Source organism: Streptomyces lacaronensis (genome assembly GCF_047337785.1).
Taxonomy (GTDB): domain Bacteria; phylum Actinomycetota; class Actinomycetes; order Streptomycetales; family Streptomycetaceae; genus Streptomyces; species Streptomyces lycopersici.
The window spans coordinates 1925228-1951236 of the sequence record NZ_JBLHDK010000003.1; the positions used below are offsets into that span (position 1 = coordinate 1925228).

Annotated in this window: 18 protein-coding genes and 1 pseudogene; 13 read left to right on the top strand and 6 right to left on the bottom strand. The window is 72.9% G+C overall.

What is annotated here, in order from left to right; genetic code table 11:
- Window positions 1-58 precede the first annotated feature (58 nt).
- From ACMTAK_RS08390 to ACMTAK_RS08400, 3 genes are all read left to right on the top strand, one after another.
- Window positions 59-1273 (top strand): CaiB/BaiF CoA transferase family protein, encoded by a 1215-nt coding sequence (locus tag ACMTAK_RS08390; protein ID WP_413805600.1) that lies wholly within the window; start codon window positions 59-61, stop codon window positions 1271-1273.
- Entirely contained in the window at window positions 1263-2210 is a 948-nt protein-coding gene (locus tag ACMTAK_RS08395) for an HpcH/HpaI aldolase/citrate lyase family protein (protein WP_413805601.1), read from the top strand. The genes ACMTAK_RS08390 and ACMTAK_RS08395 overlap by 11 nt, the downstream gene beginning before the upstream one ends.
- A 330-nt stretch (window positions 2211-2540) precedes the next feature.
- On the top strand, window positions 2541-2741 hold the full coding sequence (locus ACMTAK_RS08400) for a hypothetical protein (RefSeq protein ID WP_413812827.1): 201 nt from the start codon (window positions 2541-2543) through the stop codon (window positions 2739-2741).
- Window positions 2742-3179: 438 nt separating this feature from the next.
- On the opposite strand, the pseudogene ACMTAK_RS08405 reads toward ACMTAK_RS08400, so the two are convergent.
- Window positions 3180-4322 (bottom strand): annotated as a pseudogene (locus ACMTAK_RS08405) (serine hydrolase domain-containing protein); the annotation flags it as partial.
- Window positions 4323-4333: 11 nt separating this feature from the next.
- Between ACMTAK_RS08405 and ACMTAK_RS08410 the strand changes: the two are divergent.
- The gene (locus ACMTAK_RS08410; RefSeq protein WP_413805602.1) at window positions 4334-5554 is read left to right on the top strand and encodes a sensor histidine kinase; all 1221 of its coding nucleotides are present in this window, start codon (window positions 4334-4336) and stop codon (window positions 5552-5554) included.
- Complete coding sequence (locus tag ACMTAK_RS08415; RefSeq protein ID WP_413805603.1) at window positions 5545-6192, top strand: response regulator; 648 nt, start codon at window positions 5545-5547, stop codon at window positions 6190-6192. Before ACMTAK_RS08410 ends, ACMTAK_RS08415 begins: the two co-directional genes overlap by 10 nt.
- Here the strand turns inward: ACMTAK_RS08415 and ACMTAK_RS08420 are convergent.
- The gene (locus ACMTAK_RS08420) at window positions 6173-7429 is read right to left on the bottom strand and encodes a glycosyltransferase (protein WP_413805604.1); all 1257 of its coding nucleotides are present in this window, start codon (window positions 7427-7429) and stop codon (window positions 6173-6175) included. The two genes, ACMTAK_RS08415 and ACMTAK_RS08420, sit on opposite strands and share 20 nt — an antisense overlap.
- Window positions 7430-7687: 258 nt before the next feature.
- Entirely contained in the window at window positions 7688-8578 is an 891-nt protein-coding gene (gene sigJ, locus ACMTAK_RS08425; RefSeq protein ID WP_413805605.1) for an RNA polymerase sigma factor SigJ, read from the bottom strand.
- A gap of 186 nt (window positions 8579-8764) precedes the next feature.
- On the opposite strand from sigJ, the gene ACMTAK_RS08430 reads away from it, so the two are divergent.
- Window positions 8765-10603 carry a glycoside hydrolase family 9 protein gene (locus ACMTAK_RS08430; RefSeq protein ID WP_413805606.1) on the top strand — a complete coding sequence of 613 codons (1839 nt, stop codon included), beginning with the start codon at window positions 8765-8767 and terminating at the stop codon, window positions 10601-10603.
- 52 nt (window positions 10604-10655) lie between these two features.
- Here the strand turns inward: ACMTAK_RS08430 and ACMTAK_RS08435 are convergent, their stop codons facing one another.
- Window positions 10656-11144, bottom strand: a complete 489-nt coding sequence (locus tag ACMTAK_RS08435; RefSeq protein ID WP_037952419.1) for a glutathione peroxidase — start codon at window positions 11142-11144, stop codon at window positions 10656-10658.
- 160 nt (window positions 11145-11304) lie between these two features.
- On the opposite strand from ACMTAK_RS08435, the gene ACMTAK_RS08440 reads away from it, so the two are divergent.
- Window positions 11305-11907, top strand: coding sequence for a hypothetical protein (locus ACMTAK_RS08440; RefSeq protein ID WP_413805607.1), 603 nt, complete (start codon window positions 11305-11307; stop codon window positions 11905-11907).
- 50 nt (window positions 11908-11957) lie between these two features.
- On the opposite strand, the gene ACMTAK_RS08445 is transcribed toward ACMTAK_RS08440, so the two are convergent.
- Together ACMTAK_RS08445 and ACMTAK_RS08450 are read right to left on the bottom strand one after the other, a co-directional pair.
- Complete coding sequence (locus ACMTAK_RS08445; protein WP_413812828.1) at window positions 11958-12872, bottom strand: YceI family protein; 915 nt, start codon at window positions 12870-12872, stop codon at window positions 11958-11960.
- Window positions 12873-12963: 91 nt separating this feature from the next.
- Window positions 12964-14712 carry an FAD-dependent oxidoreductase gene (locus ACMTAK_RS08450; protein ID WP_413805608.1) on the bottom strand — a complete coding sequence of 583 codons (1749 nt, stop codon included), beginning with the start codon at window positions 14710-14712 and terminating at the stop codon, window positions 12964-12966.
- A 189-nt stretch (window positions 14713-14901) separates the two neighbouring features.
- Here ACMTAK_RS08450 and ACMTAK_RS08455 point away from each other — a divergent pair, with 189 nt between their 5' ends.
- From ACMTAK_RS08455 to fxsT, 6 genes are all read left to right on the top strand, one after another.
- Window positions 14902-16746 carry a sigma-54-dependent Fis family transcriptional regulator gene (locus ACMTAK_RS08455; protein WP_413805609.1) on the top strand — a complete coding sequence of 615 codons (1845 nt, stop codon included), beginning with the start codon at window positions 14902-14904 and terminating at the stop codon, window positions 16744-16746.
- Between the two features lie 65 nt (window positions 16747-16811).
- Window positions 16812-17369 carry a hypothetical protein gene (locus tag ACMTAK_RS08460; protein ID WP_413805610.1) on the top strand — a complete coding sequence of 186 codons (558 nt, stop codon included), beginning with the start codon at window positions 16812-16814 and terminating at the stop codon, window positions 17367-17369.
- A 69-nt stretch (window positions 17370-17438) separates the two neighbouring features.
- A complete protein-coding gene (locus ACMTAK_RS08465; RefSeq protein ID WP_413805611.1) occupies window positions 17439-18584 on the top strand; it encodes a phosphorylase family protein in 1146 nt (381 codons plus the stop codon).
- Between the two features lie 383 nt (window positions 18585-18967).
- Window positions 18968-20464 carry a VMAP-C domain-containing protein gene (locus ACMTAK_RS08470; RefSeq protein ID WP_413805612.1) on the top strand — a complete coding sequence of 499 codons (1497 nt, stop codon included), beginning with the start codon at window positions 18968-18970 and terminating at the stop codon, window positions 20462-20464.
- Complete coding sequence (locus ACMTAK_RS08475; RefSeq protein WP_413805613.1) at window positions 20461-21642, top strand: AAA family ATPase; 1182 nt, start codon at window positions 20461-20463, stop codon at window positions 21640-21642. Before ACMTAK_RS08470 ends, ACMTAK_RS08475 begins: the two co-directional genes overlap by 4 nt.
- Window positions 21639-26003, top strand: coding sequence for an FxSxx-COOH system tetratricopeptide repeat protein (gene fxsT / locus ACMTAK_RS08480; RefSeq protein WP_413805614.1), 4365 nt, complete (start codon window positions 21639-21641; stop codon window positions 26001-26003). Before ACMTAK_RS08475 ends, fxsT begins: the two co-directional genes overlap by 4 nt.
- Window positions 26004-26009 lie beyond the last annotated feature (6 nt).

Here is a 26009-nt window from a genome sequence, read left to right on the forward strand (position 1 = left end):
TGAATTGATCCCCTTTCATTGCTGGACGCGCATACGCCCCGCCCCGCAGCCTGGCCGCATGGAGGACCAGACCAGCACAGGGCAGGGACAGCTCACAGGGCTGAAGGTGGTGGAGTTCGCGCATGTGGTGGCGGGCCCCCTCGCCGGAGGGATGCTCGCCGACCAGGGCGCGGACGTCGTGCACGTGGAGCCGCCGGGTTCCGGTGACGCGGCGCGGGCGATGGGCCCGCGGCGCGACGGCGTACCGCTGTGGTTCAAGGTGGCGGGCCGCAACAAGCGCTCGGTGACCCTGGATCTGCACCACGAGGAGGGCCGGGAGGTCGCCCGGGAGCTGATCGCCTGGGCCGATGTGGTGATCGTGACGCTCCGGGCGGGCCGACTGCGCGCCTGGGGCCTGGACTGGGAGGCCGTCCACGCGCTGAACCCCACCGCGATCCTGCTCCAGATCTCCGGTTTCGGCGCCACCTCCTCGCGGGCCGACGCCCCCGGCTTCGGGAAGATGGGCGAGGCCCGCAGCGGGGTCGTCCATCTGACCGGCTTCCCCGACGGCCCGCCCGTGCACACCGGCTTCTCGCACGGGGACGCGGTCACCGGGCTGATGGGCGCGTTCGCGGTCCTGGCCGCGCTGCACCGCCGGGACACCGATCCGGACTCCTTCGACGGCGAGTGGATCGACCTGGCGCTGTTCGAGCCGCTGTACCGCCTGGTGGAATGGCAGATCATCGCGTACGACCAGCTCGGTACGGCCCCCGAGCGGGCGGGCAACCAGCTGGCCGTCGCCCCGGCCGCCGTCATCAACACCTACCGCAGCGCCGACGGCGACTGGCTCACCGTCACCTCCGCCACGACCCGGTCGGTGCGCAATGTGGTGCGGCTGCTGGGCCTGCCCGACGAGGAGTTCACCACCGTGGAGCAGCAGCACGCGGGGCGCGAGCGGCTCGACGCGGCGCTGCGGGAGTGGGTGGCGGCGCGCCCGGCGGCCGAGTGCCTGGCCGCGTTCGAGCGGGCCGAGGTGGTGGCCTCGCGAGTGTTCACCGCCGCCGACATCGTCGCCGACCCGGTCTACGCCGAACGCGAGGACATCATCTCGGTGGACGACCCCGACCTCGGCCCGGTGCGGATGCAGGCGGTGATCCCGCGCTTCCACCGCTCCCCCGGCGCGGTGTGGCGGACCGGCCCCGCGCTCGGCGCGGACAACGCGCTGGTCTACGGGGAGTGGCTGGGCATCGACGGCGGACGGCTGGCGAAGCTGGAGGCAGAGGGTGTCATCTGAGTCACCTGACGGCGTGCCGGGCGCGGCCGGCGTGACCGCGCACCGCGTCCCCCTGCGCTCCCTGCTCTTCGTGCCCGGCAGCCGGACCGGCTGGCTGCCCAAGGCGGAGGCGGCGGGCGCCGACGCGGCCATCCTCGACTTGGAGGACGCCGTCCCGGAGGACGGCAAGGCGGCGGCGCGCGAGGCGGTGGCCGAGGCCGTCGACCGGGCGGCCGGGACGCCCCCCGGCCCGATGCGGCTGCTCGTGCGGATCAACGCGCTGGACCGCGCGGCGGGCTGGCAGGGCGCCGACGAGTTGCGGGCGGTCGCCCGTCCCGGGCTCTACGGCATCGTGCTGCCCAAGGTGAGCGGCCCCGAGGACGTGACCACCGCCGACCGGCTGCTGGCCTGGTGCGAGCGCGAACACGGCCTGCCCGAGGGGCATTTCGCCCTGCTGCCGCTGCTGGAGACGGCACGCGGGCTGCGCGAGGCGTACGCGATCGGCCGGGCCGCCGCCCGGATCGCCCACCTGGGCGCGGTGACCGCCCCGGGCGGGGATGTGGAGCGGGCGGTCGGCTACCGCTGGAGCCCGGAGGGCGAGGAGACCCGCGAGCTACGGGCCCGGGTGCTGCTCGACGCCCGCGCCGCGAACCGCCCCCATCCGGTGGCCGGGCTGTGGGCGGATGTGGCGGACCTCGCGGGGCTACGGCTCTTCGCGGAGCAGAACCGTGCGCTGGGGTATGAGGGGATGGCCGTGATCCACCCGTCGCATGTGCCGGTGGTCAACGAGGTGTTCTCGCCGGACGCGGAGGAGCTGGCCCGCTGCCGTCGGCTGATCGCGGCGGTGGAGCGGGCGCAGGCGGAGGGGGCGGGGGCGGTGCGCTTCGAGGGGCGGATGGTGGACGAGGCGATGGCGGCGACGGCCCGCCGGACCCTGGCCCGCCACGGCGGGGGGTGACGGCGGGCGCCTGCTCTTGCGGCGGCCGCAGGGGAGTTGCCCCACCCCGCCCCTTCCCGAAACCAGGGCTCCGCCCTGACCCCGCCGGGGCTCCCGTCCCCGGCCCCGGACCGGTGGCCCCCGGCCACCGTCGGCGCTCCGCCCCCGGGGCGTCCGACGGATCTTGACGCCTGCGGCGGGTTGCTCAACGCCCCGCCCCTTCCCGCAGCATCGATATGCGGCTCAGCCGCGTGGTCCGCCGGACACCGGCCCCATTCCACCCTGCTCAGCGGCGACATTCCCACGGCGGTCGCCGAGTTCAAGCAGACCCCGGGCGACGACCCGCACATCATGCGCGGCGGCGCGTTGATCCAGTCACTCTCCCCGCTGGGCCTCATCGACGCATACCCGCTCTGCGGCCACCCGCTCGTCCTGGGCGCCGGGCGCCGCCTGTTCGCCGACGGCTTCGGTCCCATCGCGTTCGGTCTCGCCGACGCGACCCCGACGGCCACCGGCATCGTCATCGCCACCTGTCGGCCCCTCGGGGAGTAGAACACGGCTCCTCCGAGTCCGGAGCACGGCGAGCGACCGCGCGGTGATCACTACGGTGGAGGCCAGGGCGGCCGCGGCCGCCCAGATGACGAGGGCGGGCCAGATATAGCCGAGCTGGGCCAGGGTTCCCTCGCGGTTCATCAACAGGCCTACCAGGCCGGTCAGTTGGGAGAACAGAACGATCGGGACGGCACAGGGCAGCAGGCGCAAGCCCACGCGCCACAGCGGCCGGTCCGCGGTGCGCCGCGCCCAGCGGCGTGCCCGAACGGCCCCGAGCACGCCCAGGGCGATCGCCGACAGGGTCAGCGCCGCGAGGACGTAGTCGGCCTTCATCGTGAACGGAGTGCGCACCGCCGGCGACTTGCCCTGGGCCAGGTCGACCAGTCCGTCGAGCATGACGGCGGCGTCGTCCCCGGAGATCATGCCGGTGTTGGCCACGATCGCGATGCCGGTCCGGCTGTCGGGCAGCAGCGTCTGGATGGCGTTGTGGGTCAGGAGTTCCCCGGTGTGCCGGATCTGCCGGGGCTCCTCCCCGGACGGGCTCAGGGACCAGCCCATCGCGTACTCGCGGCTCTTCGGCGGGGTGTGCATGACGTCGACGCTCCGGGCGGAGACGACGCGCCGCCCCGCCGCGGACACGCCCTGGTTGTTCTGGGCGATCAGCCACCGGGAGAGGTCGTCCGCCGTGGTGACGACGCCGTGGCCGCCGGCCGCGAACCAGCGGGGGTGGGAGCGCGGGAACAGCATGCCGTAGGCGCGGACGTAGCCCCGGGCGTGATCGGGCATGTCGTCGGTGGTGTCGACCGACTCGGTGTGGGTCATGCCCAGGGGCCGGAACACCTGGGTGGCCAGGTAGTCCGCGAAGGGCCGTCCGCTGACGACCTCGACCAGCCGTGCGGCGACGAAGTAGTTGGGGTTGTGGTAGTTCCACTCGGTGCCCGGCCGCGCGGCGAGCCGGGCGCCGCGCATGTCCGCGACCGCCTCGGTGAGCGTGTGTGGCTGGGGCCGGGTGAGGTCGGGGTAGGCGGAGTCGGCCATGCCCGATGTCTGGTTCAGCAGCTGCCGCACGGTGATCTTCTCGGCCCGCCGGTCGGCCATCGTGAACTCGGGCAGATAGCGATGGGCCGGTGTGTCCAGGTCGACTCGGCCTTCCTCGACCAGCCGCATGACGGCCAGCGCGGTCATGGACTTGGAGAGCGAGGCCACCGGCACCGGTGTCCGCGCGGTCATGCCCTTCCCGGCCGCGGTGTGTCCGTATCCGGCCGCGTGGACGACCCGGTCGCCCCGGGTGACCGCCACCACGGCGCCCGGCAGATCGGTCCGCTCCATATAGGCGTTGACGTAGGCGTCGATCGAGGCGGCGTTCAGCGTGGGGCGGGTTGGGGTGGTGGCGTGCGCGGTCGCCGGGCAGCCCACCGCGGTCGAGGCGATGAGCAGGGCAATCGCCAGGCAAAAGAGACGTCTGTATCCATGGATCGGCATGGCCCTCATCCCACCGGGGGCGGGGCGGGCACCGCATTGGTGTGCGTACGAGATCAGAGGTAGTGCGCGCACTACCGACCGGGGGCGGACGGCTCGCATATCGTCTGCGGGTGCCTTCTCGAACAGCCTGGCAGGCTCTCGCTCAGCATCCGTTGGGGTTCCTGGCCTCGGCCTGGCCCTGGCGGGCGTTGGCCTATCTGCTGTCCGGGGTCGTCTTCGGCGCGATCGCCATGGTCACGCTGCTGACCATGGCCCTGGCCGGGCTGGTGTCACTGATCGTGGGGGTGGGCGCCGTTCTCCTCCTCGCCGTGGCGCTGTCCGGCATCGTCGTCACCCGGATCGAACGCCGGCGGCTGCGGCTGGTGGACCCGGACCCGGCGCCGGATCCGCACCGGGCCCCCGAGCGCCCCGGGCCGCGGGGATGGCTGGAGACCCGGCTGCGGGAGCCCGCGACCTGGCGGGAGCTGAGCTTCACCGCGGTGTCGATGACCGCCCTGTGGTGGATGGATCTGCTCGTCCTGGCTTTCGCCCTCGCCCTGCCCGTCCTGCTCATGACCTCGCCGATGGATGACCCCGGCGCCTGGCCGTGGCTGGTCATCGGCCTGTGCCTGCTGCCCGCGGCGCCGTACACCATCACCGCCTGGGCCGGCGCCCGTGCCGCGCTGACCCGGCTGATCCTGGCGCCGCGCGACGGCGAACTGGGCCGGGAGCTCACCGAGGTCCGGGCCTCCCGGGCGCGTCTGGTGGACGCCTTCGACGCGGAGCGCCGACGGATCGAGCGGGACCTGCACGACGGCGCCCAGCAGCGGCTGGTCTCCATCAACGTCATGCTCGGCCTGGCCGGTCTTGACGCGGAGCCGGGCTCGCCGGTGGCCCGGCAGCTCGCGCTGGCCCAGGGCGAAGTCACCCTCGCCGTGAACGAGTTGCGTGAGCTCAGCCGGGGTGTGCACCCCAAGGCCCTCACCGACCATGGCCTCGCCGCGGCCGTGGACAACCTCACCACCCGCTCCGCCCTGCCGGTCGCCGTCGACATCCGGCTTCCGTACCGCTTGCCCGCCGCCGTGGAGAGCACGGGGTACTTCGTCGTCGCCGAGGCCCTGGCCAACGCCACCAAGCACAGCCGGGCCACCCGGGCCGAGGTCCACGCCCGGCTGGACGCGGATGTCCTGACGCTGACGGTCCGGGACAACGGCGTCGGCGGGGCGGACCCGGCCGCGGGCACCGGTCTTGTCGGCCTGGCCGACCGCGTCGCCGCGGCGGACGGCAGACTGCGGATATCCAGCCCGGCGGGCGGCCCTACACTGCTGCGCGTGGAGCTCCCGTGCCGCTGAACATCGTGCTCGCCGAAGACTCACCGCTGTTGCGGGACGGCCTGGTGAGCGTGCTCACCCGATTCGGCCACCACGTGTCGGCGGCCGTCGGCGACGCCGACGCGCTGATCGCCGCGGCCCATGAGCACGACCCCGACATCGTCATCACCGATGTACGGATGCCCCCGGGCAACGCCGACGACGGTCTCCGCGCCGCGGTCACGCTGCGCGGCCACCGCGCCGGTCTGCCCATTCTGGTGCTCAGCCAGTACATCGAGCAGTCCTACGCCACCCACCTGCTCGACCTGGGCAGCGAGAGCGGCATCGGCTATCTGCTCAAGGACCGGGTCAGCGCCGTCGCCCACTTCGCGAGCGCGGTCGAGCAGGTGGCCGCCGGGGCGACGGTCATGGACCCCGAGGTGGTGCGCCAGCTCCTGCGGCGGCGGCAGGACCCCCTGCGGCGGCTCACGCCCCGGGAGCGCGAGGTTCTCTCCCTCATGGCCGAGGGACGCTCCAACGCCGAGATCGCCCGCGACCTCTATGTCACCGAGGCCGCGGTCAACAAGCACGTCAGCTCCATCCTCCAGAAGCTCGATCTCCGCCTGGACGGCCACGGACACCGGCGCGTCCTCGCGGTGCTCACCTATCTGCGCGCATGACCGTCTGTCCGCGCGCCTGACCGTCCGACGCCCCGGCGTCGAGGAGGAGCTTCGCGGCCACCGTCGTCCCGTCGGTGGGCATCGTGCCCGCCACGGCCTTCGCCCGCGCCCGGGTCTCGGGGGTCAGGGCCGATTTCAGGGCGGCCGACAGGGAGCCGAGGGTCGGGGCCGGACCGTCGTGTGCCGCGCCGATGCCCAGCTCGGCCACCCGGGCGGCCCAGTGCGGCTGGTCCGCGATCTGGGGGACCACCACCTGAGGCGCACCCGCACGGGCGGCCGTCGTCGTGGTGCCCGCGCCACCGTGGTGGATCACGGCAGCCACCCGGCCGAACAGCGCCTGATGGTTGACCTCGCCGACGGCGAGGCAGTCGTCCCGGTCGTCGACCGGGGCCAGTCCGGCCCAGCCGCGGGCGAGGAGCACGCGGCGGCCCCGCGCGCGGACCGCCTCGACGGCCACCCGGGCGAGATCGGTCGAGGTGTGCATGGCCATGCTGCCGAAGCCCACGTACACCGGAGGTTCACCGGCGTCCAGGAACGCCTCCAGCTCATCCGGGAGCGGACGTTCGTCCGGCAGGATCCACGCGCCGGTCTGTACGAGGTCGAGTTCCGTCATGTCCTGCCACGGGCCCAGGACCGGGTCCGCCGCCAGCAACGCCCGGTCGGTGAAGACGTAGTCGCGGACGTTGTCCACCGGCGGCAGGCCGATCGCCGCCCGGTGGCGGTTCTCCGCCTCGCCGTACAGCTCGTTCACGCGCTGGGCGTCCTGCTCCCACAGCACCTTGAGGTCGGTCTCGTCCTTCGGGGACGGCGTGCCGGGCCGCCTTCCCGGAGGGAAGTGCCGCGAGGGCAGTCCGAACGGATGGAAGCACGCAAACACATAACGGATGCCCAGCTTCTCGGCCACCGAGCGGGCGCCGGCCGGCATCAGGCCGGTCGCGAGGAGTACGTCACTTCCCTCGGCCGCCGCGGTGAGTGTGTCGAACCGCGCGGCGACCAGCTCGGGCGCGAGCCGGAACGCGGCCGCCGCCGACGGCGGACGCTCGCCGGTCACCACCGAGCGCACCGTCGGGCCGAGCGGCACCAGCTCCACGCCGACACCGGCGAGCAGCGCCGCGAACTCCTCGTCCGGCGGGGCGCACACCCGCGCCTCCGCGCCGAGTTCCCGCAGCCGCACCGCGAGTCCCGCCAGCGGTTCGACGTCCCCGCGCGACCCCCATGACGACAACACCACACGCATATCGCAATCCCCCCGTTTCCCCAGGTCCTGGCATCGGCCGCCCATCCTGAGGCACACCCCGGGTCTTGCCGCAAGCCCCCCGGTGCGCTATAGGTTGATAGTGGCAGGGAGGAGTAGCTCCCTGCCTTTGCTGTTTCGTCGGGCCGGCTTCGCTGTTTCGTCGGGCCAGGCCCATCGGGTCAGGGCTGCCGGGTCAGGGCTGTCGGCCCAGGCCTGTCGAGTCAGGCCCGGCGGGCCAGGTCCGCCAGGCCAGGCTCGTCAGTCCAGGTCCGCCGGATCGAGCCCGCTCAACCGCTCGGGGTCGGCCAGGATGTCGATCGCCACGATCCGGCCGTCCGCGACCGTGAAGGCCAGCACCGAGTACGGCCGCCCCTCCCGCGAACTGACCACGCCCACGGCCCCGTTGACGAGCGCGGGCCGGGCGTGCAGTCCCGGGCCGCTGAGGCGGGAGAAGGTGAGCGCCTGGTCCGCCACGGCCGCGGCGCCGTGCACCTCGCGCGCGGCGGGGGCGGGCGCGGGGCCGTAGTCGGCGCGCAGCACGACATCCGGGTCGAGCACGGCGATCAGCCCCTTGAAGTCGCCCTCGCGCGCGGCGGCGAGGAAGGCGCCCACGACCTCGCGCTGCCGGGCGAGGTCCGCGTCGGGGACCGGGGCCGCTCCCCGCACCCGGCGGCGGGCACGGCTGGCGAGCTGACGGGCGGCGGCCGGGGTGCGGTCGACGATGGGGGCGATCTCGTCGAACGGCACGGCGAACAGATCGTGCAGTACGAAGGCCAGCCGTTCGGCGGGGGCCAGCGTCTCCAGGACGACCAGCAGGGCGAGGCCGACCGAATCGGCGAGCAGCGCCTGGTCCTCGGGGCCGGGTCCGCTCGCACGGCTGACGACCGGGTCGGGGAGGCGCACCCCCAGGGGCTCCTCGCGCCGGGCGGTGCGCGAGCGCAGCATGTCCAGGCAGACCCGGCCGACGACGGTGGTCAGCCAGCCGCCCAGGTTCTCCACCGCGCCGGTGTCGGAGCGGCTGAGCCGCAGCCATGCCTCCTGGACGGCGTCGTCCGCCTCGCTCAGCGAGCCGAGCATGCGGTAGGCCACCGCGCGCAGATGGCCGCGGTGGGCCTCGAAGCCCTCCGCCAGAAGGTGGTTCTCGTTCATCGGTCACATCCCCTTGTCCGGACCGCACCGTCGCAGGCCACATCGTGCTGACGGATGGGCCGGGCGCGATGTGACAGAGGGGCTGGACGGACCGTGCCACCCGTCCAGTCCCTTGACGCACTGCGATCACACCATTACACATTTTGGGAGCGCTCCCACGCCTCCCACTCCCCAGGAGGGTCCCTCATGTCCCTGCCCCTGTTACGCCGTCCGCGCGGTGCGACGCGGACCGCCACCGCACTGCTCACCGGTGCGCTGCTGCTGGTCGCGGCCCAGTCCGCGCCCGCCGGAGCGGACTCCCCCGCCGCGCCCTCGGCCTCCGCCGCACCCTCCGCCGTCCAGGTCAATCAGCTGGGATATCTGCCGGACGGCCCCAAACGCGCCACCGTCGTCAGCGCGAGCACCACCGCCCTGCCCTGGCAACTGCGCGACGCCGCGGGGCGGACGGCCGCCTCGGGCACCACCGCCGTACGGGGCGCGGACGCCGCCTCCGGGCAGTCGGCCCATCTGGTGGACTTCTCCTCGTACCAGGGGACGGGCACCGGCTATACACTCACCGTGGACGGGCGGAGCAGCCACCCCTTCGACATCCGCGCGAACCTCTACGAGGGCTTGCGCGCGGACGCGATGTCCTTCTTCTACCAGCAGCGCAGCGGTATCCCCATCGAGGCGTCGCTCGCCGGCGCCGCGTACGCACGCCCGGCGGGCCATCTGGGCGTCGCCCCCAACCGGGGCGACACCGCCGTGCCCTGCGTCAGCGGGGTGTGCGACGACACCCGGGATGTCCGCGGCGGCTGGTACGACGCCGGTGACCAGGGCAAATACGTGGTCAACGGCGGCCTCGCGGTCTGGCAGCTGGTCAACTCCTTCGAGCGCGCGAAGCGTACGGGGCACGCGGCCGCGCTCGGGGATTCCACGCTGCGCGTCCCCGAACGCGGCAACCGGATCCCCGATGTGCTCGACGAGGCGCGCTGGGAGCTGGAGTTCCTGATGCGCATGCAGATCCCGGAGGGCGAACCCCGGGCGGGCATGGCCTTCCACAAGGTCCATGACGCCGCCTGGACCGGGCTGCCCACCCGGCCGGAGCAGGACGCCGAGCCGCGTGAGCTGCACGCGCCGTCCACCGCCGCCACCCTCAACCTGGCCGCCGCGGCGGCCCAGTGCGCCCGCGTCTACGCGCCGTACGACGCCGCCTTCGCCGCCCGCTGCCTGGACTCCGCGCGCCGCGCCTGGGCCGCCGCGCGGGCCAACCCCGATGTGCTCGCGCCGGCCTCCGACTCCACCGGCGGCGGGGCGTACGAGGACAGCGAGGTGGGCGACGAGTTCTACTGGGCGGCGGCCGAGCTGTACGCGACCACCGGGGAGGCACGGTACCGGGACGCGGTCACCTCCTCGCCGTACCACACCGCGAGCGACGTGTTCACCCCGGGCGGCTTCAACTGGCAGGACACCGGGCCCCTCGGGCGGATCGTCCTGGCCACGGTCCCCAACGGCCTGCCCGCCACCGACCGCGCCCGCGTCCGCGCCTCCGTGGTGTCCGCGGCCGACGCCCGCTTGAGCACGATGGCCGGTCAGGGCTACGCGGTACCGCTGCCGGCGGACGGCTACGTATGGGGCTCCAACGGCCAGGTGGCCAACAACGGGACCGTCATGGCCGTCGCCTACGAACTCACCAAGCAGCGGCGGTACCGCACCGGGGCGCTGGAGACGCTGGACTATCTGCTCGGCCGGAACGCGCTCGGCCAGTCGTATGTCACCGGCTACGGCGAGCACGCATCGCAGAACCAGCACCACCGCTTCTGGGCGCACCAGTACGACGCCTCGCTGCCGAACCCGCCCGCCGGATCGATCGCGGGCGGCGCGAACTCGGGGCTGCAGGATCCGGTGGCGCAGGAGAAGCTCCCGGGCTGCGCGCCCGCGGCGTGCTACGTCGACGACATCGGCTCGTACTCCACGAACGAGGTGGCGATCAACTGGAACGCGCCGCTGGCGTGGTTGGCCGCGTTCGCCGCGGAACGCGGCTGACCGGGCGGGCGAGGGGCCTCCCGGCCCCTCGCCCCACCCGCTTCCGCTCACCTCACCGGGGCAGCTGCGCCTCGATCGCCGCGACCACGTCGTCCGCCTCCGGCTCGGTCCGCGGCCGGAACCGGCCCACGACCTCACCGTCCGGCGAGATCAGGAACTTCTCGAAGTTCCACTGCACATCCCCCGCCTCGCCCTGCGCGTCCGGCGTCCCCGTCAGCTCGGCGTAGAGCGGATGCCGCTGCTCGCCGTTGACATCGGTCTTCTCCAGCAGCGGGAAGGACACCCCGTAGGTCGTCGAGCAGAACGTCTGGATCTCCTCGCTCGTCCCCGGCTCCTGCCCCGCGAACTGGTTGCACGGAACCCCCAGCACGGTGAACCCGCGCCCGGCATAGCGCTGCTGCAGCCGCTCGAGCCCCTCGTACTGCGGGGTCAGACCGCACTTGGACGCCACATTGACCACCAGCAGCGCCGCACCCCGATGCTCACCGAGCGAGGTCGGCTCGCCGGTGAGGGTGCGCAGGGGGATGTCGTACAGGCTCATGGGATCTACCGCCTTCGTCGTTCGATGGGTGAGCCCAAATCTATGTGGTTCCGGGCCCGTGATGCCGGATCACGATATGAACACCGAACACACACAACCTCTTCACTTTTCAACCGGCGCGGCTAGGGTCGGTTCCTCGCGTATCACTCAAGGGGGGACCATGTCCTGGAATAACCAGCCATCACCGGCGCCGAGACGGCCGCGATGGGCACGCAAGCGCGTCGCCGTCCCGGTCGCGGCCATCCTGCTCTTCGCCGGAGTCGGCATAGGGTCGGCCCAGGGCGACGACACGAAGTCGTCCGACGGCGACAAGCCCACGCCCAAGGTGACGGTCACCGTCACGGCCAAGCCCGCCCGGGTGAAGGACACGGCCGAACCGGCCCCCACCGTGACGGTCACCAAGACCGTCACCGCGAAGCCGAAGGCTTCGCCGAAGCCGAAGGCTTCGCCGAAGCCGAAGAGGAGCCAGGAGGCACCGGCCGGAACGGCCGTCTTCAAGGTGTGGGGCAGCGCCCCCTCGGGGGTGGACATCACCTACGGCAGCGATGGCGAGAACCTCGACGGCAGCGGTCTGCCGCTGACCAGGAAGCTCAAGGTCAAGGACGACGCGCTCTACTACCAGGTCAGCGCGCAGCTCATGGGCGGCGGCGACATCCGTTGCTCCGTCACGATCGACGGCGAGACGAAGACCGGACACGCCCGCGGCGGCTACAACATCTGCTCGGCGCAGCTGAACGGCGATTTCACAGGCGGCTGGGACTGACGAGATGGGGGCGGGCCGCAGGCCCGCCCCCATCGGTCACCGAGTACCGCCTACTCCGGCGGCGTCGGCGTGTCGTGGTTGCGGTACATCGCCTGGATGTCGAGTTCCAGCTTGACCGTGGGGCCGACCACGGCGATGCCGCGGGCGAGCATGTTGCGCCAGTTCAGCGTGTAGTCCTCGCGGTGGAGTTCGGCCGTGGCGAGGGCGGCGCAGCGCAGTTCCTGTTCGTAGCCGCCGTTGACGGCGCCGAGGTACGTGGTGTCCAGGGTCACCGAGCGGCTCACGCCGTGCATCGTGAGGGGGCCCTGGAGGGTCCACTTGGGACCGCTGCGCCAGGTGAAGCGGTTGCTGGAGAAGTGGATCTCCGGGAAGTTCTCGACGTCGAGGAAGTCGGCGGAGCGCAGGTGGGCGTCGCGGGTGTTGTTGCCGGTGTTGATGCTGGAGGCGTCGATGACGACCTCGACGCGGGAGTCCTCCATCCGCTCGGCGATGTGGATACCGCCCCGGAAACGGGTGAAGCGGCCGTGCACATTGGCCATGCCGACGTGGCGGGCGATGAAGCGGATGGCGGTGTGCGGCGGGTCGAAGAGCCAGGTGCCGGGCGGGGGGAGCTCAAGCGCTTGCGAGGGCTCCATCTGCACCCTGCGGGGAGGTTCGCTCTGGCCGGGGGCGATGTCGACGGTAAGGCGGTTGGGCCGCAGACCGCTTCCGGTGAGCAGCACCGTGTACTGCCCCGGCTCGAGCGTGGCGAGGAACAGTCCATGCGGATCGGTGGTGGCCTTGGCCACCGTACGGGCGGCGCCACGCGTCTCGGTGACGGTGACCTCCACGCCGCCCAGGGCCTGGCCAACGGGGTCCAGGACCTCGCAGCTGAAGGCTCCGGCACCCACGGGGAGGGGGAGTCTCAGTCCTGATCCTCGGTCCGGACGCCTGGTGCGCATGCGCCGGAGCAGTGCGAGGGGCATTGCAGTCATCTCACTAACGGTTTCTCTGGGGATGGGGGGGCGCGTCCATGATGAAGCCCCAGGTCGGGCTCCGGACGGCGGGGGGTGGGTGTCAGCCGTGGCCGAGGATCTTACGCAGCGCGCCGAGCAGCAACGCCCGTGCCTGCGGGGAGGCTTCGGCGTGGCGGAAGCCGATGTGGTTGTCGGGGCGGGTCAGCAGGGCGCCGCAGTCGCCGATTTCGCGCAGCCGGGCCCAGTCGCCGTAGGGGTCCTCGTACTCCTGGCCGGGGCCGATGGAAACGGTGGCGAGTTCGACGCCCAGTTGCTGACGGACCGCCGCGGCCGCCTCCTCCCAGCAGCCACCGCCGATGCCGGTGAAGAGGGTGAACCGGCCGTGACCGCCGAGGTCGAGGGTCGACAGCCGCTCACGGCCCCGGACGACCCAGGCGTGCGGCAGCTTGGCGCCGGGATGGGTGGTGGGCTGGTGGTGCAGCTCCGGGTCGCGGTCGAAACCGGGGTCGGGGGTGCCGTCGGAGACGACGGCGTCCGAGACGTACCGCTGGTTCATCTCCACACCGTGCGCGTTGAACTCGTACACCTTGGCCGCGATGGCCTCGCGCAGCCGCTGCCGTTGCTTGGCGCCCTCGGGTGTGGCGTCCTTACGGGCGTCGACATTGCGCCACATCTGCTCGGGATCGGAGGTGGAGAGCAGATCCAGCGCCTCGAAAACCGGCGCGGTCTCACCGATGCTCCGGTTGGCGCGCTCGACGGTCTGCCGTCCCACCGGGGCCCGTTCGGCGGAGTAGGTGTCAAGGAGGGCCGGGGCTGCGGTTCCGTCGAGGACCAGCCTGAGCTTCCAGGCGAGGTTGTAGGCGTCCTGGATGGAGGTGTTGGAGCCCAGCCCGTTGGACGGCGGATGGCGGTGGACGGCGTCGCCCGCGCACAGCACCCGCCGGTCGGCGTAGGTCTCGGCGTACAGATGGTTGACGGTCCACGCCGAGGTGGAGGTGATGCGCACGGGGATCGTGTCGTCGCCGAGCAGCCGGTGCACCACGGACCGCGCGAACTCCTCGGTGAGGTCCGGCGGGCCCGCGTCGAGGTCGTAGCCCCACACCACCATCCACTCGGTCCAGGGGCGCACACAGCGCACCAGGCCCGCGCCGATGCCGCCGACGGTCGCGCCGGGGGCGAGCACCCAGTAGAGCGTGGAGGGGCGATGGGCGGTCAGACGGGTCAGATCCGCCTCGAAGACGATGTTGAGGCTGCCCGCGACACCCATCCGGCCGACCGTGGGCAGTCCGGCGTTCTCCACGACGCGGCTGCGCCCGCCGTCGGCGCCGACCAGATAGCGGGCCCGGACCCGGTAGGTGTCCCCGCGCAGCCGGTCCTCGACCAGCGCGGTCACGGCGTCGTCCGACTGCTCGTGGGAGAGGTACTCGGTGTGGAAGCGCAGCGCGGTGCCCCGGGAGACCGCGGCGTTCACCAGCACCGGTTCCATCAGGTGCTGCGGCATGTCGCACATCCGGCTGGGGCTGGCCAGTTCGTGCCCGGCCTGGACGAGCGGGTCATTGCCCCAGGAGCGCAGCCGCCCCAGCTCCTCGCCCGCGAGGCTGGTGCAGAAGACGGTGTTCCCCATCAGCGGCTGCGGGGTGGCCAGGGCGGTGACCTGGTCCTCGACGCCGAGGTCGCGCAGCACCTCCATGGTGCGCTGGTTGGTGATGTGCGCGCGGGGCGTGTCCGCCAGGCCTCCGTACCGGGTGACCATGACGTTGGGCACGCCGTAGGTGCTCAGGGCGAGCGCCGTCGCGGCTCCGGCGGGGCCGCTGCCCACGACCAGTACGTCGGTCTCGACGGTCTCCACTGCTGAAGGGCTCCTCTCGGTCCTCTCCCCGTCCTCTCCCCCGTGATGGCCGGTCTCCCGGCTCCACCGTGATGGCCGGTCCGCGGCCCGATCGGTGATCGCCGGCCGGCCATTGATGATCTTGTTCCAGAACCCGGACCCCGAGGTGTCTCATTTCGAAACAGTGGCGACGTATACGGTGGAGAGGTTGTGACGACCACCGACGACACCCCCGCCGACCCGGCCCTCTCGTCGCTGCGCCGGGCGCGGGACCGGTTCTTCAGCGGACGGCCGCCGGGCGACGGGGTCCCCGAGGACCTCGCCCAAGCCTGGCGGCGGGCGCGGTTCTTCGGCGTACCGCGCGATCTGGCGACCCCGCCCAGGGTCCGGCCGCCGGTGGACTCACCGCTGCTGGCCGCCGCGCGCCCCGTGCTGGACCGCGTGGCGCCCACGCTGAGCGGCGCGATGGGGCTGATGCTGGTCGACTCCCGCTGCCGGGCGCTGTGGTCGGGCGGCGGCCGTTACACCGGTACGCCCGAGCCCGACGGGATGGCCGGTCTCGATCTGTCGGAGAAGGCGGTCGGGCACAACAGCGCCGCGCTCGCGCTGCGCACGGGGCGCCGGGCCGAGGTCCACGGCCCGGAGCACTTCCTCGATCTGTGGCAGGAGGTGTCGGCGGTCAGCGTTCCGCTGTACGAGCCGATGGCGGGCCGCCCGGCCGGCACCGTCACCGTGGTGGCCCCGCTGGCCGAGGGCCGCACCGCCCACCCGGGCGCGGCGCTCGCCGAGGCCACCGCGCACGCGATCGAGACGGAGCTACGGGGCCGGGCGCGCCCGGCGGAGCGGGTGCTGCTGGACGCTTATCTGCGGCAGCGGGCCGAGGGGGCGGCGGTGGTGGCGCTCGACGGCAGCAGCCGCCTCGTCAGCCCGGAGGCCGCGCGGCTGCTGTCGCACGAGACGCTGGCGTGGCTGGAGCGGCATGCCACGGCCCTCCTCAGGGACGCGGATACGGGACCGGCGACGGGGCCGGATACGGGGCCGGATACGGGGCCGGAGGAGATCCCCGTACCGGACGGCGAGATCCCCGTACCGGACGGCGCCGGGCTCACCGTAAGGATGACGCGCCTGATGCACGGCGGCGAGGTCATCGGGGCCGTGGCCACGGTGTGCACGGCGGCCCGGCGGGCGCGGTCGGCGGAGCGGCGGGGCCATGACCGGCTCCCGGGGCTCGTGGGCACGTCCCGGCCCTGGCGGCTGACCGTCTCCCGGGCGACGGAGCTGGCGCGGACCGTGGAGCCGCTGCTGCTGATCGGCGAGCCGGGCGTGGGCAAGACCGCGCTGGCCCGCGCCCTGCTCGGCCCGCGGGGCACGGCCGCGCCGCGTGTCGTCGACGCCGCCGAGCAAGCGCCCGGCGAGGTCCCGCGCTGGTGTCGCGCGCTCGCGGAGCTCCCGGAGCCGGAGGCGGACGGCGGCACGCCGCCGCTGCTCCTGCGCCACGCCGAGCGGCTGGGCCAGTCCGATGTGGCCGCGCTGCTCTCGCTCCTGGCCGAGCGGCCCGCGGTGCCGCTGGTGGCGACGCACACCCCGGACGCGCCCACCGGTCCGTGTCTGAGCCGGCTGCTGGGCATCCTCGCGGCCCGGTCGGTGACGCTGCCGCCGCTGCGCGAACGCGTCGAGGACATTCCGGCGCTGCTGGCGGGCCTCGCCCGGCGCCCCTCCCCCGGGCGTCCCCCGCTGACCTGGAGCCTGGACGCGCGCCGGGCGCTGGAGCAACACACCTGGCCGGGCAATGTGGCCGAACTCGCCCACGTCGTACGGGAGGTGGCCGAGCGCCGCCGGGCCACCGGGCCGGTGCGGCGCGAAGAACTGCCGTACGGGCTGCGGGTGCCACCGGCCACCCGCCGGCTGAGCGGTATCGAAAGGGCGGAGCGCACCGCGATCCTGGAGGCGCTGCGCCGGCACGGGGACAACAAGGCGCGGGCCGCCGAGTCCCTGGGCATCGGCCGGGCCACGTTGTACCGGAAGTTGCGGGCGTACGGAATGGACCAGGCGTAGCGGCGGAAACAGTCACCAGGGGGCCGGTCACACCGGAGCCGGTCATGGGCCGCGGAGGGGGCACGGTGACGCGAGACAACAGCGCCGAGAGCGAGGCGGTCACGGGCAGGCTGCTGATCCTGGAGTACGAGCAGGTGAAGGAGGAGCAGCGGGCGCGGATCGGGTTCCGCGACAATCTGCTCTACGCGACGCTGGCCGCGATGGCCGCCATCATCACCTTCTCCCTCCAGAGCCATGGGCGCCCGGAGCTGCTGTTGCTGCTGCCCCCGGCGTCGGCGCTGCTGGGGTGGGCCTATCTGGTCAACGACGAGAAGATATCGGCCATCGGACGGTATGTCCGGGAGGATCTGGGGCCCCGGCTGACGGCGCTCGCCCCGGGCCGGCCGCCGGTGTTCGGCTGGGAGCGGGCCCATCGCGACGACGGCCGCCGGGTCTCCCGCAAGCGGCTTCAGCTCGCGGCGGACCTGCTGCTGTTCACGGTGGCACCGATCGCCGCGCTCATCGTGTACTGGGTGTCGGAGCCGGTGCGGGCGGTGCTGCTGGCGGTGTCGGTGGCGGAGGTGGCGCTGGTCGTCGTACTGGCGGTGCAGATCGTGCTGTACGCGGATCTGCACCGGCCGTGATGTGCGAAGACCCGTGGGAGCTCGTCGGGCTCCGTAAGGTGTCGGCAAGGGCAGTCCTAGGGGGGATCCGTGGGCGCTGAGGGCGATGGGGGTACGGCGCGGGCCGATGTGGTGGTCCTGACCGCGCTGGAGGTCGAGTACCGGGCGGTGCGCGCCCATCTGGAGGATCCACGTCCGGTCCAGGCGGAGCGGGGCGCGCTGTTCGAGCTGGGTGTGTTCCGCGACCGGTCCGCCGAGCGGAGCGTCGCCATCCATATGACGGGCCCCGGGAATCCGGGCGCCGCGGCCTCGGTCGAGCGGGCGGCGGCGCTCTTCGCGCCCCGGGCGGTGCTGTTCGTGGGGGTGGCGGGCGGCGTCAAGGATGTCGCGCTGGGCGATGTGGTGGCCGCCGACGCGGTGTACGACTACGAGACCGGCAAGGACACCGAGACCGGGTTTCTGCCCCGGCAGAAGACCTATCAGTCCGCTTACGGGCTGGTGCAGCTGGCCCGGCTGGTGACGGCGGGCGACACGTGGCAGCGGCGGATCCACCCGGGGGACGACGCGCCGCGCCCCCGTGCCCATGTGAAGCCCCTCGCGGCGGGCGGCCGGGTGGTGGCGCACCACCGCTCGGACGTCGGGCTCAGGCTCGCGGCCAGTGCGGGTGACGCGCTCGCGGTGGACATGGAGGGCTTCGGCTTCCTCGCCGGCGCGTATGTCAATCAGCAGCTGGACGCGCTGGTGATCCGCGGCATCTCGGATCTGCTCGGGGACAAGGGCGAGGCGCACGACAAGCGCTGGCAGCCGGTGGCCTCCCGGAACGCGGCCGCCTTCGCCTTCGAGCTGATCGGCCGCATCCCGGTCGCGGCGGACGCCGCGACAACGGTCCGACCGCTCGCCGCCGGTACGCGATCCCTCGCCGCCGGTACGCCGCCCGAGGGCCCCCGGCGGCGCAGGCTGGCCATCCGTGACCTCGGCGTACTCGCGGACACCCTGCTGGCCGTGCCCGGGATGACCTCCCCCGTGCGCTGGCAGCAGCTGCTCGACGAACTGCCCACCGTCGGCACCGCGGTGGGCCGTCAGTCGGCGAGCCGCGCGGAGGCTCTGTCCCTGCTGCGCGTCTGCGAGGCGCGGCGGGCGATGGGCGAACTCGTGGAGGTGGTCGCGGTGCTCGCGCCGGACGATCCGGCCGCCGCCGAACTCGCCCGGCGCGTCGCGGAACTCGGATTGGAGTGACCCTCCTCACCCTCCCGCCCCCGCGGGCGACGGCCGCGGGCCGCCCTCATCCGCGCCCACTCCGGGCCACCCGGGAGGGCGCCCCCGCGCGAGCTCAGCGGAACCGTCCAGGTGGGCCCCTGAGGAGGACGGCCCTCCGCCTCGCGGTCGCCGTGGACGCGGGCTCCCCCGTCCACCGCCGGGAGGTGTCCCGGCCGCGCCCGGGGCCCGCCCCGGGCGCGGGGGACGGTGCCACAGACATACTCGCCAGGGGTGTCACGAGAGGCTTGCGGGGCATACAAGTTGTCCCGGAGTCCCGGCGGGTGGCACCCGCGTATGGCAGGGTCTCCGGCGGGATCATCGGCGGCGGGGACCGATGATGCGGCCTCGGGGGAGGGCACGGCATGGCGGCCATGGGGGAAGGTGGCCTGAAATCGGTCGGCAACCTCGTCACGGCGTTGAAGGAGTTCCGCTGTCTGACGGATCCGGATCTGCGCACGCTGTGTCTGGATCTGGTCGCCATGGAGCTGGAGATGACCAGCGTCCCCGTGCGCGCCCACCGGGTGACCGACTACTTCCTGGTGGAGCTGGCCCGCGAATGCCTGGAAAACGTGCGGATCATGCACGCGCTACGCGCGTCCCTCGCGGTGATGGCGGCGGCGGACGAGGACGCGATCAAGCGGCTCGACTCGGTCATGGAGCAGCTGACGGCCCGTCCGGCGCTGCCCGAGACCGCCATCGCGAAGCTGCGGTCGCTGCTGGAAGGGCTGGAGATCGAGCAACTGGGCCAGTTGTGCCGTACGGCGGCGGGGCCGCTGCAGGACGTCCCCGCGGTCACCGGCCCGTGGCACGCCTTCGAAGTGCTCAGCCGGATGAACGCGCAGCCGGGCGGGCTGCCGCCGCAGCTCGCCCTCGTGGAGTACCTCGCGGCGGCGGCGCGTCCGCTTCAGCGGGCCGACGCGCTGCGCGACTGGGCCGATGAGCAGGCGCGGCAGCTGGGCCTGACGCCCCAGCTGCGGTCGCTGCGGCAGCAGGTGGGGCATGCCGCCCCGGCCGGTCCGGTGGACGCCTATCTGGTGATCCGGCTGCTGCCGCAGGAGGAGGCCGGGGCTTACGAGCTCTCGTCCTGGCACCAGTACGACCCCACCGGCTGGCATCCGGTCCGCGGCCCGGTCACCCAGGTCACCGCGGAGACCGCGGAGCGGGCGGTCCAGACGCTGGTGTACCAGGCGGCCGAGGAGTGGGACGACGCCCGCGCGATCCACATCGAGTTCATGCTCGGCCAGGATGACCTGAATCTGCCGGTCCACCGCTGGCGTCTGGAGCTCGACAGTGAGCTGCCCATCCCGCTGTACATGCACTACCCGGTGGTCGTACGGAGCCTGGAGCGCAGCCGGACCAGGCGCTGGCACCGGGAGTGGAAGCACCGCTGGAACCTCCTCGACCAGCAGCCCGAGCGCGCCAAGCAGCTCGTCGTGGACGGCGAGGACCCGGACAGCCCGCGCTCCGGCGACCCCACCGCCCTGCTGGCCCGGCTCAAGGCCGATCCGCAAGTGGTCGCGCTGGTTCTGACCTCGCCCCCGGGCATGACGCCCGAGGGCACCTCGGAGGCGCTGACCGCCTGGCGGGCCGGGATTCCGGTGGTCGCCTGGGACGGCCGGGCGACCCGGGCCCCCGGCTTCGTCCAGCAGCTGAGACAAAATCAGGCCGACGCCAGCGGGAACCTGGCACGGCTCCGCGAAGCCGTGACAGAGTTACGTCTGGACGCCCATACGATCGACTCCGCGGAGCGGGAGCATCACCTGGGGCAGCATGTGGTGCTCGTTTGGGACGACCCGACCCGTCCCGTGGAACCGCAAGGGCGCATTACGGGGCCGGACGAGGGGGTGGGTGGTCGATGAGCGACGAAGAGCCTGCGCGGCGCCACAACGGACGGTTCCACCAGGATTCCGGTTCCGCCTCGGCCGCCCTGCCGTCCGGGATACCGCGCCCCTGGTGGATCTACCAGGGCACCGGACGCCCGCTGCACGATGTGAGCCTGGAGGAAATCCTTCCGCCGCCGCCCCCGTGGCGCGCCTTCGGCGGGGTCTCGGCCTGCCCGGTCGAGGGCAACGGCCGGTCCGGCGCGTTATCGGACGCGGACGACACCCCGACCGAGCCCCCGGCGCCGTCGGAGGACGAGCAGGACGCCGCCCGGCGGCTGGGCACCACCCCCCTCGGGGTGCGCTCCGACCCGGAGGAGGCCGATCTCGTCAACGCGGCGCTGATCCTCAGGCGTCCCCTTCTGGTGACCGGCCGCCCGGGCACCGGCAAGTCCACGCTCGCGTACCGCATCAGCCGGGAGTTGGGCCTGGGCCGGGTGCTGCGCTGGCCGATCACCACGCGTTCGACCCTGCGGTCCGGGCTTTACGGCTACGATGCCGTCGGCCGTGTGCACGCCGCCGCGGCCGGCCAGGCGTCGGAGGGGGACACGTACGAACCCGGACCGGAGGACATCGGCGACTTCCTCCAACTCGGGCCGCTGGGCACGGCGATGCTCCCGCACCGCCTGCCGCGCGTCCTGCTCATCGACGAATTCGACAAGAGCGATATCGATCTGCCCAATGACCTCCTCGACATCTTCGAGGCCGGCGAGTACGCCATCCCCGAGCTGGTGCGCATCCGCAGACGCCGGCCGGCCGTATCGGTCCTCACCGACGACCCGGAGCGCAGTACCGTCATCGCCTCGGGGCGGGTGCGCTGCCGCGCCTTCCCCGTCGTCGTCATCACCAGCAACGGCGAGCGGGACTTTCCGCCCGCGTTCCTGCGGCGCTGTCTCCAGCTGCGGCTGCCCGACCCGGACGCGGACCGGCTCGCCGCGATCGTGGCCGCGCATCTGGGGCGGGCAGACGATCCGCGTGCGCGGGAGCTGATCCAGATGTTCCTCGAGCGCAGCGAGCGCGAAGGCGGCCTCGCCGCCGACCAGTTGCTCAACGCGGTGTATCTGGTGACGTCCCAGTCACATGTTCCGGGGCCCGAGTGGGAGGAGCTACTGCAGGCCGTCTGGCATCGGCTGGACAGCGCAGCGGGCTCGACATGACACACGACCCAGGCGGCAGGTCCGCCGGGCCGGGCCCACGGGACCTCGACTGGCGGCAGCTCGCCGACGCCCTGTGGCTGGCGGTCTGCAAGGCCGAGACGGACCGTGGCCCCGGGCCGCCGGACCCCGGCCCCCTCCCCGGGACACCGGAGGCGGACGCCCCGCCGCCCGGTGACGAGCCGTCGGACGAGCCGCGGCAGGACCGGCGGGGGGAGCGCCCCTCGTCCGGGCCCGAGGCGGCGCCCGCGGTGTCGGCACCGCTGCTCCCCGCGGAGCTGGTCGGCGTGTCCGCGCCGCCCGGCGAGGCGGAGCCGGCGACCGTCGCGGAGGCCTTCGTGCCCGCGCGCCGGCCGTCCGCCGACGGGCCGCCGCTGCCCGAGCGCGCCCTGTCCCGGGCGCTGCGGCCGCTCAAGCGCACCGCGCCCTCGCCGGTCGAGACGGAGGTCGACGAGGAGGCCACGGCCGAGCGCGCGGCGCGCGAGGGGCTGTGGGTGCCCGACCTGGTGCCCGTGCGCGAGCGCTGGATGGACGCCGTCCTGCTGGTGGACTGCGGCAGTTCGATGGTGGTGTGGCGGCGGACGGCCGCGCATCTGGTCACCGTGTTACAACGCACCGGCGCCTTCCGGGATGTGCGGGTGCACCGGGTGAATACCGACCATCCGTTACCCGAGGAGGACCGGTCGCCGGTGGCGGGGATGCCGCCGCGCGGCAAGCGGACGGTGCTGGTGCTGACCGACGGCATCGGCCCGGCCTGGGCCGATGAGAGCGCCCAGCGCGCGCTGGCCGGCTGGGCGCGGCAGGCGTCGGTCGCGGTGCTGCACGTCTTGCGCCAGGGCCGCTGGCACCACACCGGAGTGGCGCCGGAGCGGGTGCGGGTGCGGATCCCCGAACCGGGCGCCCCCAACGGCAGCTGGCGGCGGGCGGACGGCGGCTCCTGGCCGGGCGGCGCGCCGCCGGTCCCGGTGCTGGAGCTGGACGCGCGGTGGATGGCCAACTGGGCGCGGCTGGTGGCCCGCCCGTCGGCGCGCGGCGAGGACACGATGGCGCTGCTGCCCGGGGTGCCCGCCGAGCGCTGGGATCCCGAACCGGAACCGAGCGCCTGGGACCGCGTCTTCCGGTTCCGCGCCACCGCCTCGCCGAGCGCCTTCCGGCTGGCGTCCCGGCTGGCCGCGGCCCCGTTGAACATTCCCGTGATGGAGTTCGTGCAGGGCATCCACCAGCCGGAGGGCAGTCCGGGCGATCTGGCCGAGATCCTGCTGGGCGGGCTGCTGCGCAAGGTGGGGACCGCCGACCCGCTGGACGAGACGGGTATCGGCTACGAGTTCCACGACGGGGTGCGCGAGCTGCTGCTGTCGGCCGGGATGCGGGACGAGTCGCTGTACATCCTCGGCAGCGTCCTGGACCGGCTGGGCCGCCGCTGGAAACCGCTGCTGATGCTGCGGGATCTGCTCAACCACCCCTCGGGCTCGGTGGGGGACCTTCCCAGGACGGAGCGGCTGCTGCCGTACATCCGTCTTCAGGAGCAGGTCTACCAGGCTCTTTCGGGGCCGTATCTGGAGGGTGCGCGCTCCTTTCGCGCCCTGGTCCTGGCCCATCAGGCGCTCGTCCGCTCGGGGGAAACCCCGCCCGATCCAGTTGAAGACGCATCACACAGGGGAAAATATGTGGTCTCCGAGGCGGTTGCGGCCATGACTGACTCCACGACTCCCCGACCAGACCCGCTGTCCCAGGCCGACGATTCACCATCCCCGCCGGCGCACGGCACGCCGGGCCCGGCGGGGGAGCATCTGAGAGGAACATTCGTGTCCGTGACCGCTGCCCGGACCCTGCCCACCGTGGAGGAGCGCCAGCCCGGGGAACCCCCGTCCATCTGGGGAAATGTACCGCCCCGGAACAACAACTTCACCGGTCGGCAGACGTTGCTCGACACTCTCCACGAGCGGCTGAAGAGCGAGGGCACCGCCGCCGTGCTGCCCGAGGCCCTGCACGGGCTGGGCGGGGTGGGCAAGTCACAGATCGCCCTGGAGTACGTCCATCAGCACGCCGCCGACTACGACGCGGTCTGGTGGATCCCGGCCGAGCGCCCCGAGCAGATCCGCCAGGCGTTGGTCCAGCTCGCCGACCGGCTCGGACTGCACGCGGGCATGGAGGCCAACACGGCCGTGCCCAGCGTGCTGGACGCGCTGCGCACCGGACGCCCGTGCCGCAACTGGCTGCTGGTCTTCGACAACGCCGAGGAGCTGGAGACGGTTCGGCCGTTCTTCCCCGCGGGCGGGCCGGGCCGGATCCTGGTCACATCGAGGAACGCCCAGTGGTCGCGCGCCGCCCGCACCGTCGAAGTGGACGTCTTCGAGCGGGAGGAGAGCATCGAGCTGCTGCGCCGCCGGGGGCCGGAGCTGCCGCGCGACCAGGCGGACCGGGTCGCCGACGCCCTCGGGGACCTTCCGCTGGCCATCGAGCAGGCGGCCGCGTGGCTCACCGAGACGGGGATGCCGGTCGACGAGTATCTCCAGGTCTTCGAGGACGAGCGGGCCGATGTCTCCACCCGACGCAATGAACTGCTGGCGGCGGGCGTTCCGGTGGACTACCCCGAACCGGTCGCCGCCGCCTGGAACATGTCGCTGCGGCGGCTGGCCGAAACCCATCCCGGTGCGCTCCAACTCCTCCAGATGTGCTCGTTCTTCGCGCCCGAGCCGGTTTCCCGCCGGCTCTTCTCCGGCGTGCGCGGGGTATCCCTCTCCCCCGAGCTCTCGGAGGTGCTGCAGGACCCGATCAAGCTCGGCCACGCGATCCGTGAGATCAACCGCTACGCCCTGATCAAGATCAATCACCGCAGCAACACGATCGAGATGCACCGGCTGGTGCAGGCCGTGCTGATCGGCCAGATGTCCACACAGCAGCAGGCGGACATGCGGCACAGCGCCCATGTGCTGCTGGCCTTCGGCGACCCCAATGATGTCGCTCCCGCGAACTGGGGGCGGTACGCCGACCTCCTCTCCCATGTCCGGGCGTCGCGCGCGATGGAGTGCGATGACAAATGGGTGCGGCAGATGGTGCGGAATCTGGTCCGCTTCCTCTATGTCTGGGGCGACCACGAGGGCGCGCTGGAGCTCGCCACCCAGGTGCGCAGGGAATGGGTGGCGAAGCTCGGCGAGGACAGTGCGGAGACGCTGGCCGTCTCCCGGACCCTGGGCCATGTGCTGACCGTGCTCGGCCACTTCAAGGAGGCCAGAGAACTCAACAGCCGGACGTTGGAGCTCCAGCGCGCCAAAGATGGCGACGACCACGAGAACACCCTGGTGACTCAGGGCGCGGTCGCCGTGGACACCCGCTACCAGGGTGACTACGCGCGCTATGTGGAGTTGGAGAAGGACCGCTGGACCAGGACCCTGCGGCTCTTCGGGGACGAGGACCCGTACTCCATCGCCGCGACGAACGACTACGCCGTGGCGCTGCGCGCGGCGGGGGACTACGAGCACGCCAGGCAGCTGGACGAGGGCGCACGGCGCACCGCTGGTCTGGTGCTCGGCGAGGACGCCCTGCTCACCATCCTGGTGGAGGCCAACCTGGCCATCGACGTCCGCGAGGGCAGGGACTATATGGCGGCCCGCGACATGCTGGAGCAGACCTGTAGCCGTGCACGCCAATTGTTCCCGCCGAACGCGCCCACCGTGGTCTACGCCCTGCGCAACCTCGCCGTGGCGCGTCGTAAGGCGGGCGACCACGAGGGCGCGCTGGACCTCAGCCGGGAGGTGCTGGAGCGCTACCGGCTGCGCTACACCGAGCCCAACCTCCACATCACCAACACGGCCTTGGCCCTCTCGATGGATCTGCGGCAGACCGCCGATCTGGAAGGCGCCCGTGAGGTCGGCCGGAAATGTCTCGACGATATGCGCGTCCTGCTGGGGGAACGGCATCCGGCGACCCTGGGCGCGGCGATCGACCTCGCCGTGACGCTGCGGCTGCTGGGCGAGACGGATGAGGCGCTCGCGCTGAACAAGGAGACGCTGCCGGTGCTCGTCGAGCGTCTGGGGGCCGACCATCCCACGTCGCTGGCGTGCGCCATCAACACGGCCAGCGACCACTACACCCTCGCGGACTACCAGGAGGCCCACGACCTGGACACCACGACCCTCGCTGCCTGCCGGTCCCGGCTCGGTGAGGACCACCCCACCACGCTCGCGTGTGCGGTCAATCTGTCGGGGGATCTGCGCGCACTGGGCGAGGGCAGGCAGGCGGAGGAGCTGCACCAGGACGCGCTCGGCCGGCTGCGCCGGGTGCTGACGGCCAGCCACCCGGCGACGGTCGCGGCGGCCCGGGGGATCCGGGCGGACTGCGATGTGGAGTCGATCTCCATCTGAACCGGC